This window comes from Pantoea eucrina, from assembly GCF_020079945.1.
Lineage (GTDB): Bacteria > Pseudomonadota > Gammaproteobacteria > Enterobacterales > Enterobacteriaceae > Pantoea > Pantoea eucrina.
Map to the genome: position 1 here is coordinate 744,629 of NZ_CP083448.1, position 15,905 is coordinate 760,533.

Sequence of the window (15,905 nt, forward strand, 5' to 3'; positions counted from 1 at the left end):
TTGCCCCTTACCCCTGCAGCAGCTTAAGCACCTGCTGCGGTTCCTGCTGCGCCTTTGCCAGCACGGAGTTACCGGCCTGCTGCAGAATTTGCTGACGCGCCATCGCTGACACTTCCTGCGCATAGTCAGCGTCTTCAATACGCGAGCGGGCTGTTGCGTAATCGGTTGTGCTCTGGCTCTGCAGCCGCTGCGCCGACTCCAGCCGGTTGGCAATCGCACCCAGCTGGCTGCGCCGGCTGTCAATCAGCGCCAGGGCGCGATCCAGCGTTGCCAGCGGATCGTCCGGGTGCTTCAGGCGGATCTCATCGCCCATCTCTGAAACACGCATCGTCGTCAGATTGGTTGAGGCATCAGTGGTTGAAGAGATGCCCGCCTGAAAATAGATCTGAATATCACCGGTGCCCTGCAGCGTTTTCAGCATGATACTGCCGCTGCTGTCGTGGGTCACAAAGGTCGCTGTTTTATCAATGCCGGTATCCGGCGCATCCATATAGTAGTTGCCGTCAGCGTCCAGTCGCAGCACGTCGCTGGCGCTCTGGCCTGAGACGTCGGTATAGCGCAACTCAACGTTTGCCGGGTCCAGCGTGACGTAAGCCGTACCGGTTACGCTATTTACGCTGCTAAAACTGTTGATAGCGCTGCTGCTGACCGCGCTGATAGCCAGCGAGCTGCTGCCGTTCTCGTCAGTATGTGCGGCCACCGCTGCGTTAAAATATTGATAATTACCGCCGCCGTTATCAACTTCCATCACGTACTGTGAACCGCTCTGCAGCAGCCGCGCATTACTCACGCTATTTCCGCTGGCATCCGTAAAGCTGAGCGTGGCGCTGCTGGTATCGATAGCGGGCGTTTGCGTTACAGCAGCCGGTGGCGTAGCAAAATCGGCGCTGCTTTTTGTCGGGGCGCTGGTGACCTGCGCAATAACATTTCCGCTGCTGCCAAAGTCCAGCGTGGCAGCGTGATAGAGACCGCCTTGCTCAACATAATAGCTGCCGTTATCAACGGTCAGATGCGCGGCGGGCGTAGCGGCAAGCGCAGTGCCATCCGATTGCTGAAAATTAACGGCCGGAATAGCACGCGCCGCTATGGTGTTTACGCTGCTGTAGAGCGGGGCGGATGTGGCGCGGCTGATGGCCACCGTTCCGGCGGCGTTAGCGGTGTCCCAGCGGGCGCTTACCGCCGCCAGATAGTATACCGGCTTGCCGTCAGCGCCGGTGCTCTGCACATACTGCCGGTTATCCGCGCTGCTGCGCATCAGCTGCGGCGCACCTGACGAAGGCGTATAGGTCACAGTAATAGCCGGATTGGTGAAATTCATATTGGTGGCAAGGCCGGTCACGCGGTTAACCGGCGTCACTTTGCCGCTGATGCCACCAATCACCAGATCTTTCAATCCCAGCGCGCCGACGCTAAAGCCCGGCGCGGAAAGGTCCAGCATAATCTTTTCACGATCGTTGGCACCAACCTGGAAACCGATTTGTCCGGCGCTGCCGTCGAGCGTTTTGATGCCATTAAACGCAGCCGTGCTGTTCAGACGGTCGATCTCTTTCAGGTTAAGGTTGATCTCTCCCTGAATGGAGTCGGCGTCACTCTGCGAAAGGGTACCGTTCAGTCCCTGTACCGCCAGCTGCCGGATCCGCTGAACGCGGTTATTGATCTCATCCAGAGCGCCGGCAGTGGTATTTACCAGCGACAGCCCATCGCCTGCGTTGCGCTGCGCCTGCTGCAAACCGCGCTGCTGACTCTGCATCCGGTTGGCTATCGCCTGGCCTGCCGCATCATCACTTGCGCTATTGATACGCATCCCGGAAGAGAGATTACGTATCGCTGTTCCCAGCGCTGACTGGCTTTTGTTTGTGTTCTGCACCGCGTTGAGGGCAGAAAGGTTGGTTTGCAGGGAAATCATTTACTGGCTCACCGGTTGTTCTGTTGATAGCGTTATCGGCAGAAAGTGATTTTATTTTAACCATTATTTGACCTAAGTCGCTGTAGCGCTGCGGTGCTGTGATTTACAGCGGAATCGCGATCTTTTTTTACTGATATTAATCCTGGTGACCTTTACGCGTTTATCTTATCAGTCAGCGTAATATTCCTTTATTAAAGCTAATCAATCTGCATTTTAATTAACGGCAGGGTCGCTGCGTAAATTCTGTTTTCCTGACCTCCCCATTGACCCTGGCTTGTTCAGCGGAGAGAATGCCGTTTAAAGTTTTGAAACAGATCGCATTTTAAGGGCCTGAAGCCCATTGCAGTATGGCTGCGATAGCCATACTGGATTAACGCCTCCTGCTTCTCACGCGGCGCAACAGACGCAGCGGAATAATAAAAGAGCAGGGCGCACAGCACATATCATTAATGTTGCCACACGTTACGTTAAGGCCGCTGAAAAGTCGGTAAAACGATTTGCGCGACGTCGCGCCGCAGAGTGCGGCAGGTCAGTCGCTGATAACTTATTGATAAAGAATGATATCCAGCTGAAGCTAACGCTAAAGCCGCCACTCTTTGCCCGCCATCCAGCCGGATTGCAGGGTGAAGCGCAGGCAGCTGCGCGTCGTCAGCGGTATGCATTTACAAACGAATAATAAATAGTTCTGGCGTGCAGCGCTGGCGAAATTCTTATTATTACATTGAGTATTCATTTATTTAATTAGCGGAATTCCTTACTGAGGAAACTCCGAAAAAAATCCGGAATACAGTTAAGCCGGACGCAGGAATATGCCATCAGGCACGCGCGTTATCTGAACGGCAATGTTTAACGCCGCTGCGTTCGCCTTATTAATACTGACAAAACGAGTTCTGAGGTCTCATGCAAAATCCCGTAAACGACGTGTTACTGAGCGTCATTGTGCCGGTGTATAACGCGGCTGCTTATCTGGAAAGAAGCATTAATAGTCTGCTGCAGCAGACGGAAATGCGCTTTGAAGCGATTTTTATCAATGATGGCTCAACGGATACGTCGCAGGCCATTCTTGAGCGGTTTGCGCACCATCCGCAGTTTCACATCATTGAACAGTCCAATATGGGCGTCTCTGCGGCACGTAATCAGGGGCTGCGCAGCGCACGCGGTAAATTTATCTGTTTTTTAGACGCTGATGATTTTTTGCCGCACGACGCCTTTGCCACCTGGGCTGGGCTGATGCAGGAAAATATCGGCATGTGTATCGGCGAGTCGCAGCATTTTACGCCTGCCGGTGAGCCGCTGGATCAGCCTGCCAACCGTGACGCATCGCGGCAGATGAGCGCGGCGGCAGCGGTCAACGACGTGCTCTATTTCCATCCCCGTCACGGCATCTGCGACAAGGTATTTCGCGCGGACGTTATCCGGCAGCATCAGCTGCGCTTTAACGAGGAGATCTTCAACTTCGAAGATCTGCTGTTTGTGATGAACTACCTCTATCTGCTGCAGAACCAGCAGGTAATCGTCACCGAACGCGTGGTCTACCACTACGTAAAGTCGGACAACTCCGCCACCCGTTCGGCGCTGCGGGAAAAACACTTCTCCTTTGCGCGTTCGTTTGGCCGGATGAAGGCGTTTATGACCCGGCAGCACCATCGCTACTACTACCATCTTGTGCTCAAGGTCACCTCTTCCTATATCAGCAAAGGGCTCAACAGCCGTGAATTCAGCGGTGCCTTTATTGAAGATTATATCGCGCTGTATCGCCGCAGTTTCCGCGCTTATCTCTCGTCCGGCCCGATGCTGAATCCCTGGAGCCTCTATTTCACCCTCTTTTTTGTCAGCCCGCGCGGCGTTTCACAGCTGCGCCGCCTGGCGCGTAAAGCGTAAGGGGAACCGGAATGAAAGAGAAACTCAGAAACTCAATGTGGATGATCGCTGAAAAGCTGATCGCCGTGTTTGGCCTGATTTTTGTGACCTCTTACGTCGCCAAATATGTCGGCCCGACCACCTTCGGCATTATCTCACTCTCAATGCTGATTTTTCAGTTTTTGCAGAGCATCGCGGTAATGGGCAGCGATGTCATATTGCTGAAGCGCATTGCGCAGAATCACCGTTCGGGTATTCGTCTGATGATGGCTGCCGGCCTGCTGGTGCTGGGCGTCTACAGCGTCCTGGCAATCAGCGGCATGCTGATCATGAAAGCGGAGTGGAGCCCGGATGCGGTGGTCTTTATCTGTGCCGCTGCGCTGGCCTGCCTTTTCTCGGCGCTCGATCTGGTTAACATCTACAACGAGGCGATGCTCAATGCCCGTCTCAATGTGATCGCTAACGTTATCGGGCTGGCGATCAGCCTCTCGGTGCGATTCCTTATCTCCTGGCTGGAGCTGGATCCGCACTATCTGGCGATCCCGATTGTGCTCGCCACCCTTATTCCCTTTGTCATTAAGCTCGCGCTCTTTACGCGCCAGCACCGCCATGAACCGCTGCCAGCGCTGCGTCAGCTGAAGCAATATTCGCGCTATATGGTGGCATCAGGCATGTCGCTGGTTATCTCGGCCATTGCAGTCGGCATCTATACGCGCGTCAACCAGGTAAGCGTCTCTTACTTCCTCGGCGTAAAAGAGGCGGGCATTTTCTCTGTGGCGCTGACGCTCTCCACGGCGTGGGTATTTTTACCGGCCGCGCTGCTGGCGTCGTTTTATCCCGCTTTCTTTGCCGAGCGCAACCGCGAGCGGGCGATCGTTAAAGCGCAGCAGCTGCATCTGCTGGTGATTGGCGTCTCCGCGCTGGTGATTGTGGCGATCTGGCTGCTGTCAGGCTGGTTTATTGGCCATTTTTATGGCGCTGCCTATCTGGATGCGGTAGCCCCGACGCTGTTGCTGAGCGTGGGCGCGATGTGCGGTGTGCTGAGCAGCGTGATGGACCGCTTCATTGTGAAATATAACGGCTACCGCTTCCTGATCAAAAAGACCTTCGCGGTGCTGGTTATCTGCCTGATCTCTTCACTGCTGCTGGTGCCGCATTACGGCCTGACCGGCGCTGCACTGAGCGTGGTGATTACCGAATTCGTCTCCTTCTCCCTGCTTAATTATTTTTTCACCGCGCAACCCGTGGCGCGGATCCACCAGGTTTTTTTCAACCCCAGGAAGCTATGGCAGTTATTTAGCAATTACAAAACCTCAGACAGCAAAGAGAGTTTATTATGAATAACAATCCGCTCTTCAGTATCATCATTCCCGTTTATAACTCACAAAATACCATCCGGCGCACGCTGCTGAGCGTTTTGAACCAGACGTTCAGCAGTTATGAAGTGGTGGTGGTTAACGACGGCAGCCGCGATAACAGCGCGCAGATTCTGTCTGAGTTTGCCTGTTATCCGCAGATAACCGTGCTGGAGCAGATCAACGCCGGCGTCAGCGCTGCGCGCAATACCGGGCTGTTAAAGGCGCGCGGCGACTACGTGCTCTTCCTGGACGCCGACGACTGGGTTGATGACAATTTCCTGATGAGTTTTAAGCAGAATCTCAACGCCTGGCCGGCTGAAACCGTAGACCTGATGGTTGGTCACCTGAATGACGATCGCATTGGCAAGGTTTCGCAGGCGGGCTTTTTCAGCCAGCACGATATCCCTTATGTGCTGGGCGAACTGGAGATCAGCGACAACATCGGCTATCTGCATAATAAATGCTACCGCCGGGAGATTATTGAATCCCTGAATCTGCGTTTTCTTGAGGGGATCTCAATGAGTGAAGATCTGCTGTTTAACCTGAAATATTTCAGCTGCATCAGCAACTTCCTGATTACGCCTAACGCGGCCTATCACTATGAGGATACCAGCGGCTCGCTCTCCAAGCAGAAGGTACAGTACAGTGAATTAAAGGTGCGTAAGCAGTCGCTGACCGCGCTGTATGACACCATCGTCGATAAATATCAGGCCAGCGAACTGGACCACTTTCTGAAAGGGATCTCAAAGCGCGTGCTGGCGCTGGATATGCAGATTGTCACTGCCATGTATCACGCTTCCTTTTCACCGGCAGATATCGCAACAGAAATAGAACAGATAAAGCGCGGAAAATACTCGAAAGGTATTTTCACGCTGCTGAATAAAAATGAAAAACTGAAGTACATGATTATGAATCTGAACTCACTCACAGCGTACTATTTCCTCTATGCGTTATACAGAATGCGCGCATTCTGATCCCTGACCCTCCCGGCGTTGCCCTCCGATCTCTGTCTCTGGCAGAAGAGGGCAGCAGCCGGGAGAGACCGCTGCTTTTACTCACCGGTTACTACCTTCACTTGCACAATTTTTGTGACTCAGGTCAAATAACGTCAGGCAATCGATTGCGCGCCGGTTTTGTGCATTTTTAAAGCATAAATTTACCAGCCTGCGCATTTTTGCTGCTTTTGTGACGCGTATCTTGCGTTGTGACCCCCGCACGGTGACAAAAACGTATAGCATGAGCGCGGTTAAACGGCAGCCCGCAGCGGCTGACCGTGAACAGAGAGCCGGAGACCGGCTGCAATAATGATGAATCTGGAGAGAGTGATGAACAACTCACAAACCAGCACGCTGGCAACCGCCAGAGCGGCCAGGGGCTGGAGCAAGAGTGACACGGTGTGGATGCTGGGTCTGTATGGTACGGCGATTGGTGCCGGAGTGCTGTTTCTGCCGATTAACGCCGGCGCGGGCGGGCTGCTGCCGCTGCTGATCATGGCCGTACTGGCGTTCCCGATGACCTTCTATGCGCACCGCGCGCTGACGCGTTTCGTCCTCTCGGGTAAAAATCCGGGCGAAGATATCACTGACGTGGTGGAAGAGCACTTCGGCAGCGGGGCGGGTAAAATCATCACGCTGCTCTACTTTTTTGCTATCTATCCCATTCTGCTGATGTACAGCGTGGCCATCACCAATACCGTAGACAGTTTTATTGTGCATCAGCTTGGCCTGGTGTCGCCGCCGCGCTGCTGTCGCTGCTGCTGATCAGCGGGATGATGGTTATCGTGCGCTTTGGCGAGCAGATGATCGTGAAGGCGATGAGTATTCTGGTCTTTCCGTTTGTTGCCGTCCTGATGCTGCTGGCCGCCTGGCTGGTTCCGCACTGGCACGGTGCCGCGCTGCAGACGCTGTCGTTTAGCGAGGCAACGGGCAGCGGCAATCTGTGGATGACGCTGTGGCTGGCCATTCCGGTGATGGTTTTTTCATTTAACCATTCGCCGATTATCTCGTCTTTTGCCGTCGCAAAACGCGACGAATATGGCGCCGGTGCGGAAAAACGCTGCTCGCGCATACTGGCCAGCGCGCATCTGATGATGGTGGTCACGGTGATGTTTTTTGTGTTCAGCTGCGTGCTGAGCCTGTCGCCAGCCGATCTGCAGGCGGCCAAAGCGCAGAACATTACCATTCTTTCTTATCTGGCTAACCATTTTCAGGTGCCGATGATCGCCTGGCTGGGTCCGATTGTCGCGATGGTGGCGATCACGAAATCGTTCCTGGGTCACTACCTGGGGGCGCGCGAAGGCTTTAACGGCATCGTCACCAAATCGCTGCGCAGCCGGGGTAAAGCGATCGCGCCGCAGAAGCTGAACCGGCTGACCACGCTGTTTATGCTGCTGACCACCTGGCTGGTGGCCACGCTGAACCCCAGTATTCTTGGCATGATTGAAACGCTGGGCGGGCCGGTTATCGCGGCAATCCTGTTTTTGATGCCGATGTATGCGATTCAGAAAGTGCCGGCAATGCGCCAGTACAGCGGGAAAATCAGCAACCTCTTTGTGGTGATTATCGGAGTGCTGGCGATCTCTTCTGTCGCCTGGTCGCTGTTCAACTGACCGCAGCCGGGGCGCCGTCACCGGCGGCCCGGCCGTGGGCATTACGCCAGCGCGGTTTTAAACACGCTCATCGACTGCGCCAGCCGATCGGCCTGCTCCTGCAGCGCCTGCGAGGCGGCAGATGCTTCCTGCACCAGCGAGGCATTCTGCTGCGTCACCGCTTCCATCTGCGTAATAGCCTGATTAATCTCACCAATGCCGCTGCTCTGTTCGCTGCTGGCAATGGTAATTTCGCTCATAATCTCAGCCACGCTCTGCACGCTGCTGACGACTTCACTTATGGTAGATCCGGCGTGCGTCACCAGGCGGCTGCCTTCATCAACTTTGGTCACGGAATCTTCAATCAGGACTTTAATCTCTTTAGCGGCAGAGGCGGAGCGCTGGGCCAGGTTACGCACTTCCGATGCCACCACGGCAAAGCCGCGTCCCTGTTCGCCGGCACGCGCTGCCTCAACGGCGGCGTTAAGCGACAGAATATTGGTCTGGAAAGCGATAGAGTCGATGACGCTGATAATATCGACAATCTTCTTCGAGGAGTAAGTAATCGCCTCCATTTTATCGATAACCTGCTCCATCACCACGCCACCCTCTTTAGCCACCTCAGAGGTTTTTGAGACCAGCGAGTTTGCTTCGCGCGCGTTATCGGCGTTGTGCTTCACGGTCGCGGTCATCTGCTCCATCGCGGAAGCGGTCTCTTCCAGCGAGCTCGCCTGCTGCTCGGTGCGCGAAGAGAGATCGATATTGCCGCTGGAGATCTGATTAGAGGCGACGGCGATGGTATCGGAGCCGGCGCGCACGTTAGAGACGATGGTCATCAGATTGTCGTTCATGGTCTGCAGCGCCTGCATCAGCACGCCGGTTTCATCTTTACTGCGGACCGTTATGCGCGAGCTGAGATCGCCGGCGGCAACTTTGCTGGCGACGGCGACGGCTTCATTAAGCGGACGCACGATGGAACGGGTCAGCAGCAGGCCCAGCAGCACGGCAGCCGCGATGGCGATAGCCGTAAAAATAACGGAAACCTGAATCGCCGTGGTGCCATCTTTGATGATGCCTACTCCCTCCTGATGCAGCTGGCTGGCCTGAGAGTCGGCAAAAGCGGCCGCGCTGAGCAAAAAGGTGTTTTGCGTCTGGGTAATCTTCTTCAGCACGTAGTTGCTGGCTTCATCTGTCTTGCCGTCCCGCACCAGCGCCAGCACATCATTTTTTTGCTGTTCAAACAGTTTGCTGGCGGCAAGTAATCCGGCAATTTTCTTTTTACCTACCGGCGTAACCTGAATGGCCTCAATTTTTTTCATCGCGCTGTTGGTCTGCGCCGTCGCATCCGCAAGCTGAGCAAAGCGTTTAACGTTATTTTCCGGTCGGGTGGTATCAATCACGATACCGCGCAGATATTTTATCTGGTCATTCACGCCATCGCGCACGTCGAAGCCGAGGCGAACCTTAACAAAACGATCTTCTACAATGGAGGTAATGCCGGTTTTAATATTGCTGATTTTCAGCCACGACGTAACGCCCACCACCATTAACAGGGCCACTACCAGGCTAAAGGCGATGCCCAGGCGTACCCCGACTTTCATATTCTTGATGCTCAACATTGGTTCTCCCTGTTTGCCAGAAATCAGACAGTAATAGGATGCGTCAGCAAATGATTAATTTGCTGCGAAAGACTGTTTTTAAAAGAAAAATGGAAATCTGTCTGCGCAGGTTATCCCTGAAAACGCCAGCGCAGGCGCAACAGTTATCGGTAACTAATATATTTACTTTAATTTTTGCGCGCGGTAGCGAAGATCGGTTAGCAGTACTAAATGATGGTAAATAAGCGGTACTGTTTCAGGGCGGAAGGAATAGCCGCAATAAAAAAGGCGCGATAGTCGCGCCTTAAATGGAAGGGGGAACAGGGCGGATTTAGCGCTGTTTTTCCAGCACGCTGAAAATGGCACTGGAGAGCTCATTGATCTCGAATTTTGCCACATAACCATCGGCGCCCACTTTACGCACGTGATCTTCATTGGCGCTGCCGGAAAGCGAAGAGTGGATGACGACCGGTATATGGCGCAGTGTGTCATCACGCTTGATATTACGCGTCAGCGTGAAGCCATCCATCTCCGGCATCTCCAGATCGGTCAGAACCAGGGCGATTTTATCGTGAATCGATTCGCCGCTGGCCTGCGCTTCTTTCTTCATTTCGTTGATTTTTATCCACGCTTCCAGGCCGGTATTGTGCATCAGGGCCGGAATACCCATGCTTTTCAGTCCCTGTTCGAGCAGCTGGCGGGCCACTTTAGAATCTTCCGCCACGATAGCGACTGCGCCCGGCTTCAGGTTAAAGTTTTTCGCGGTCTTAGCGTCAGGCTCAACGCCGCGCACCGAAGGAATAATGTCATAGAGGATCTGCTCTACGTCGAGTACCAGCGCCAGATTGTTGCTTTCGCCATCGCTGTCAAGACAGGCGATACTGGTGATATTGCGGCTGCTGATCCCCGCTTCTGCGGTATGCACCTGACTCCAGTCGAGACGCACAATATTCTCTACCGACTCCACCGCGAACGCCTGAGTACTGCGCGCATATTCAGTAACCAGCAGCAGATTCAGACCGGTTTCCGGCTTGCAGCCGGTTACGGCCGGCAGATCGATAACCGGAATAAACTGCCCCCGGATACTGGCCATACCCAGCAGCGGCGAGTTCATACCGGCCGCGCGCGTAATCGCCGGCATCGGCACAATTTCGCGCAGCTTGAACACGTTGATGCCATACAGCTCAGATTTGCCTTTCAGCCGATCGGAACCCAGCCGAAACAGCAGCAGTTCAAATTTGTTGGACAGCGCCAGGTTTGCGCGTTCGTCGATCTCTTTCTGAAAATTATCCATCATGGCCTCGGGACAGAATCTGGGCGGAGCAGGGAGAGGGCGGAAGTGCCATGATTAACTTATCGGCAGGGCGCGCGAAAAATGAAGGGAGAAGGGGAAGATTTAGCGCAAGGGCGCGATCGCCCTCACGCTATGGCCATACTATTTCAGGAGAATCGCGCGTACGCTTTTCCCTTTGATTTTGCCCTCTTTGAGCCTGATCAGCGCTTTTTTCGCCTGCGCTGCCGCAATAGCGACATAGGCGTGCGACGGTGTCAGGTCAATTTTACCGATCTGATCGGCGCTGAAGCCCGCTTCGCCTGTCAGCGCGCCCAGGATATCACCCGGACGGATTTTTGCTTTGCGTCCGCCATCAATACAGAGTGTCATCATGGCCGCAGGAAGCGCCTGTGCCGCTCTGCCTTTTAAGGTAGCGGCCGCCACCCAGTTAAGTTTCTGCTGCAGGTAATCCTCCAGCGCATGGGCGCGAGCCATGCCGTCAGGTGCCACAAAGCTCACCGCGAGCCCTTTTTCACCCGCTCGCCCGGTGCGACCAATGCGGTGCAGGTGCACTTCCGGATCCCACGCCAGCTCAAGGTTGACTACCAGCGCCAGCGATTTGATATCCAGACCGCGTGCGGCTACGTCGGTCGCAATCAGGACGCGGCTGCTGCCGTTAGCAAAGCGGATCAGCACGCGCTCACGATCGCGCTGTTCCAGATCGCCATGCAGCGCCAGCGCGCTGATATCGCGATCGTTCAGCGCAGCGGCAATATCATCGCACTCGCGTTTGGTGTTGCAGAACACCACGCAGGAGGCGGGCTGGTGCTGACTCAGCAGGGCGCACAGCAGGTTAACGCGCTCGCCTGCGCTCGCTTCGATAAACTGCTGCTCAATCGCAGGCAGCTCCGCTTCGGTTTCCGTTGCAACCGCCAGCGCGTCGCGCTGAAAGCGTTGGCTCAGGCTGGCAATGGTGTCAGGCCAGGTGGCGGAGAAAAGTAGCGTCTGCCGTGCCGCGGGCGTGAAGCCAATAATCGCTTCCATATCGTCGCGGAAACCCATCTCCAGCATGCGGTCGGCTTCGTCGAGCACCAGCGTCTGCAGCTGGCTGAGATCGAGATTGTCGCGCTTAAGGTGATCCAGCAGTCGGCCTGGCGTGCCGACGACGATGTGCGGGGCATGCACCAGCGAATCGCGCTGTGCGCTCATCGGCTGGCCGCCACACAGCGTGAGAATTTTAATATTGCGCGTAAAACGTGCCAGCTGACGCAGCACATTGCTGACCTGTTCAGCCAGTTCACGCGTCGGGCAGAGCACCAGCGCCTGGGTATGAAACTGGCTGTTGTCGATACGATTAAGCAGGCCGATACCGAACGCAGCGGTTTTGCCGCTGCCGGTCTTCGCCTGCGCACGCACATCGCGGCCGGCAAGTATGGCGGGAAGCGACGCTGCCTGGATAGGCGTCATCGCATCAAAGCCCATATCGCGCAGGTTGTCGAGCTGGCTGGCGGGCAGTTGCGTCAGGGTTGAAAAAGCAGTCACAAAGATGTCTCAGATAGGAGGGAAGATAACGCGGCCAGTCTGGCAGAAAGCCACGCGGGCAGCAACGGTAATTCGCCTGATGCATACGGCCGGAGAGAGAACAAAAGCCTGTCCCGCATCAGGGGGCTTATTGTTGCAAAGTTTTAATAAGTTATTATCCGTAACGATCCTTTGGCGTATAAAAATCACTCAGCAAATAAGGAGATTAACGCTTTTAGTGCGTTTTTCAGCGGCAATTTAAGATAAATTTCTCCCGGGTCAGGCTTATATATTACGCAGCATAAGGAAATTCTTATTAAAAACCCTTGTTGTTCTGATCTATATTGAGCGCGCCATTTGGCGAACGAATTTACTTCAGAGGTCAATTTCATTGAGTCATAGTCTCCAGGGACATAGCGAAGACATTCTGAAAATCGTCGGCCGCGCCGTATTAACGCTGCACCTTCATGGAGAAGCTTTATCCTCTGATAAAGTCAGCTCAATGATCGCCTGTTATGCGGAAGAAGAGCCAGTCAGTGACGATGATCATCAGCGCCTCTACGCGCTGGCCATTCAGATGTTGTCGTAAAACGCTATGCAGCGGCGGGTGTCGCCGGTTAGTAAGACAAAAGCCTCCAGCCGGAGGCTTTTTTGTTTTTGGGCTGGGTGTTTAGCAGCGCGGGGCACTGAGAGGGTTCCGCCCGTCAGGGCAGGGCTGAGCGCGGCACCGGAGGGGTTCCGCCCGCCAGGCTTCTGGCAGTTTCAGCGGCATTTCCGCACGCGGACGGGCTAAGGGGCGGGTGGGCGCGCCCCTTAGCAATCCGCGCCCCGCGCCGTCCTCGCGAATTCCCGGACTTATCCCTCCGGCCTTAACGGACCGCGCGGATTCGCTCCTGCTCAACCCGCGCTCTCGCCGGCGTCCTGCCGGCTCGCCCTGGCCGTCACTCTGCGCCCGGCGCTGCGGATAGCGCCCCTCCTCCCCGCCTGCAAATTCTTCGTTTCTTTTTTTAAATTTGGTTTGGTGTGCGCTGAAGTTTCTTCACAAAACCTTCAGCCATAAAAAACGTAAGAAAGAAAAAAGCGCAAACCAACAGAACTAACCGCCATAAAAAACCCCAGGAAAGAGAAAAAAACCAGCAGCGGCGGGAAGCGCCATCCGGGTCCGCCGAGAGAGGGCACGGTTCCGGGATGAGCCGACAGGACGTCGGCGAAAGGGCGCGGTGAGCAGGAGCGAATGGCGGCCGGTCCCGGGGAAGCGGGCGTGAGCGAGGGAACCGCGCAGCGGCGGACGGGGCTGGCGCAGGGCCGGGGAGTGCAGAGGGCGCGGCCAGGCGTCCTCTGCCCGGTCGCCGCGCCGGGGCGGAGGCTGCTGCCGCCGCTGACGGCGAACGGAACCGGCCCCGGGGCCCCGTAGCGAACAGAACCGGCGCTTAACCGGCAAAAAACACCACTTTGCCCCGCTGAAAGGTGGCCTGCACCGGCGCAATCCGCGCCACGGCTTCAGCGGAGCAGCTGGCTGACACCAGCATCATGCTGGCTTCATCCTGCAGCGCAGGCCACTGCCGCACGCCCTGATTAGAGAGCGGCAGAATACCTCCGGTTGCGATATGCAGCGCGCGGCTTAGCCCATACTCATCAGAGCCGCGGTAAAGCTGAGCATAGAGATTGGCTTTTTCCAGCATGCTGCCGGTGCCAAAAGGGGACCAGTGATCGATCACGCTGTCAGTGCCGGCCATCACGTTGACGCCTGCCGCCTGCCGCCTGCAGCTGCGGCAGCGGCATGGTCAGTCTGCCGATCGGAATGGTGGACGCCAGGCTAATCTGCTGCTCCGCCATGCCGGCAATCATCCGATCCAGCGCACCTCCCTCCAGCGTGGCCAGTGCAAAGCCGTGGCTCAGCGTTACGCGCCCTTTAAGCTGCGGATGACGGGCAACGGTATCAATCATGTACTGAATAGCCGCTACGCCCGCCGCGCTGATTTCGTGCAGATGGATATCCACGCCGCGCTGATAGTCGAGCGCTATCTGAAACATCGCATCAAGCGACGCTTCCATTGCGCCATCAACGCTGGTCGGATCGAGGCCGCCCACATGCGTGACGCCCGGCTGCATCGCCTCGCGCATCAGCCGATCAACCTTTGAGTGCAGCAGGCCGTGTTGCGGAAAGGCAACAATTCCGCAGCGGAAATCGGGATGCTGTGCCAGCGCCTGCTGCAGGTGCGCCAGGCTCTGCAGGCCGCTGACCGGATCGATGTTGCAGTGGCTGCGCGCTTCGGTGGTGCCTTTGCTCTGCAGCAGGGCAATCAGCGCTTCGGCACGCGCCTGTGAAGTGGGGAGCAGCTGCGGGATCAGCACCTCTTCCCGGGCGATCATATCCATAATGGTTTTGCCCTGACGCGGGCGCGGAGCCTGCCACGGGCCGCCGTAAAACGTCTTATCAAGGTGGATATGCATATCACGGGTGCGAGGCAGCAGCAGCGCGCCCTGTGCATCCCACTGCGGCAGCGCAGCGTTGCGTGGCGTGCTGGCTGGCTCAATCGCGACAAACAGCCCCTCTTTAATCGTGAGGTTGTAGCACGCGGTGCGGGTGGCGATCACCTCGCCGCCTTCGCGTTCAAACGCCTCTTCAAGACGCACGTTGCAGAGCTGATAGTGAGCAGCGTCAGGCGGGGGTAGGGCAGTCTGACAGGCTGGAAGAGCGGGTAACGGCGCGGCGCGACTCATACCGGCAGCCAGCAGGCTTCCGGCGGCGGTCAGGCGAACGCCCTGGCTGAGAAAAGAACGACGGCTGGCAGAGGTAACGGACATAAAAGGCTCCGGATCGCAGGGAAAACCCTAATCTGACAAATCTGCCGGGCCGCCGCTGCGATATTTGCCACTGCCCGGCAGTGGAAAAATCACTGCCACTGCAGATGGCAGAACTCAGCCAGCGCCTGCGCCAGCGTCTGCTGCAGCGCATCCTGCGGCAGACGGCAGAACAGCGCCAGCTCAAAATGTGTGACCGGCGGCAGACCCTCGGCGAGGCCCAGCACGCGATGGCCGGGGAGACGGCAGCTGGCGGGCAGCAGCGTCAGGCCCAGTCCGGCTTCGCTGGCGCTGGCGAGCGCCGCCAGGCTGGCACTGCTGTAGCTGATGCGCCAGCTGCGCGCCAGCTGGTCCAGCGCCTGGCACATCTCCTCCCGGTAGAGTCCCTGCTGCGGGAATACCACCAGCGGGACCGGCGAGCGGGTAAAGCAGGGATGAGCCTGGCTATCGAGCCAGAGCAGCGGCTCAGGGCGCGAGGCGAGGGGACGCTCGCCGCCGGGCTGCTTGATGAGCATGATATCCAGCTCTTCACGTAGCCATGCACGGTGCAGATCAACATACATGCCGCTCATAACATCAAGACGCAGCTGCGGGTGTGCCCGGCTGAAATCCGCCAGCAGCCCGGCGGTCGGCGCTGCAAAATCTTCCGGTACGCCAAGCCGCAGAACGCCGTCTCGCCAGGCATCGCCCATGACATCCCACGCTTCACCGTTAAGCGTAATGATGCGGCGCGCGTAGGCCAGCATCTTTTCACCCTCTTCGGTCAGCGTAACCTGATGTGACGTGCGTACCAGCAGCGCTTTGCCGAGCATCTCCTCCAGCCGGCGCACCTGCTGGCTGACGGTGGACTGAGAAAGATGAACCCGCCCGGCGGCTCGGGTAAAGCTGGCGGTTTCGCAGACGGCAACAAAGCTCAGCAGCTGCTGAGGCGTGAACATAGGCTGACGATTCATTTTTCCACTGTTCGCTATGGCATTATTTTATTTCCCAATAGTAA

The 15,905-nt window shown here is 56.4% G+C and carries 9 protein-coding genes and 2 pseudogenes; 5 read left to right on the forward strand and 6 right to left on the reverse strand.

Going from position 1 to position 15,905, the window contains the following annotated elements:
* Positions 1–7: 7 nt before the first annotated feature.
* Positions 8–1,906 (reverse strand): flagellin N-terminal helical domain-containing protein, encoded by a 1,899-nt coding sequence (locus tag LAC65_RS03405; protein WP_039382900.1) that lies wholly within the window; start codon positions 1,904–1,906, stop codon positions 8–10.
* Between the two features lie 900 nt (positions 1,907–2,806).
* Here LAC65_RS03405 and LAC65_RS03410 point away from each other — a divergent pair.
* From LAC65_RS03410 to LAC65_RS03425, 4 genes and pseudogenes are all read left to right on the forward strand, one after another.
* The gene (locus tag LAC65_RS03410) at positions 2,807–3,787 is read left to right on the forward strand and encodes a glycosyltransferase family 2 protein (RefSeq protein ID WP_039382903.1); all 981 of its coding nucleotides are present in this window, start codon (positions 2,807–2,809) and stop codon (positions 3,785–3,787) included.
* An 11-nt stretch (positions 3,788–3,798) separates the two neighbouring features.
* Positions 3,799–5,106 (forward strand): flippase, encoded by a 1,308-nt coding sequence (locus LAC65_RS03415; protein WP_039382905.1) that lies wholly within the window; start codon positions 3,799–3,801, stop codon positions 5,104–5,106.
* Positions 5,103–6,098: a glycosyltransferase family 2 protein gene (locus LAC65_RS03420; protein ID WP_039382907.1), complete on the forward strand. Its 996-nt coding sequence runs from the start codon at positions 5,103–5,105 to the stop codon at positions 6,096–6,098. Before LAC65_RS03415 ends, LAC65_RS03420 begins: the two co-directional genes overlap by 4 nt.
* Before the next feature lie 351 nt (positions 6,099–6,449).
* Positions 6,450–7,732: pseudogene (locus LAC65_RS03425) on the forward strand (HAAAP family serine/threonine permease).
* A gap of 41 nt (positions 7,733–7,773) precedes the next feature.
* Here the strand turns inward: LAC65_RS03425 and LAC65_RS03430 are convergent.
* From LAC65_RS03430 to dbpA, 3 genes are all read right to left on the reverse strand, one after another.
* A complete protein-coding gene (locus LAC65_RS03430) occupies positions 7,774–9,330 on the reverse strand; it encodes a methyl-accepting chemotaxis protein (protein ID WP_039382910.1) in 1,557 nt (518 codons plus the stop codon).
* Positions 9,331–9,640: 310 nt separating this feature from the next.
* Positions 9,641–10,603: a chemotaxis protein gene (locus LAC65_RS03435; protein WP_039382912.1), complete on the reverse strand. Its 963-nt coding sequence runs from the start codon at positions 10,601–10,603 to the stop codon at positions 9,641–9,643.
* Between the two features lie 141 nt (positions 10,604–10,744).
* The gene (dbpA, locus tag LAC65_RS03440) at positions 10,745–12,124 is read right to left on the reverse strand and encodes an ATP-dependent RNA helicase DbpA (RefSeq protein ID WP_039382913.1); all 1,380 of its coding nucleotides are present in this window, start codon (positions 12,122–12,124) and stop codon (positions 10,745–10,747) included.
* Positions 12,125–12,494: 370 nt separating this feature from the next.
* Here dbpA and LAC65_RS03445 point away from each other — a divergent pair, with 370 nt between their 5' ends.
* Positions 12,495–12,692, forward strand: coding sequence for a hypothetical protein (locus LAC65_RS03445; protein WP_039382914.1), 198 nt, complete (start codon positions 12,495–12,497; stop codon positions 12,690–12,692).
* An 841-nt stretch (positions 12,693–13,533) separates the two neighbouring features.
* On the opposite strand, the pseudogene LAC65_RS03450 reads toward LAC65_RS03445, so the two are convergent.
* Positions 13,534–14,911: pseudogene (locus LAC65_RS03450) on the reverse strand (amidohydrolase).
* A gap of 89 nt (positions 14,912–15,000) precedes the next feature.
* Positions 15,001–15,861 carry a LysR family transcriptional regulator gene (locus LAC65_RS03455; RefSeq protein WP_039382918.1) on the reverse strand — a complete coding sequence of 287 codons (861 nt, stop codon included), beginning with the start codon at positions 15,859–15,861 and terminating at the stop codon, positions 15,001–15,003.
* Between the last annotated feature and the right edge of the window lie 44 nt (positions 15,862–15,905).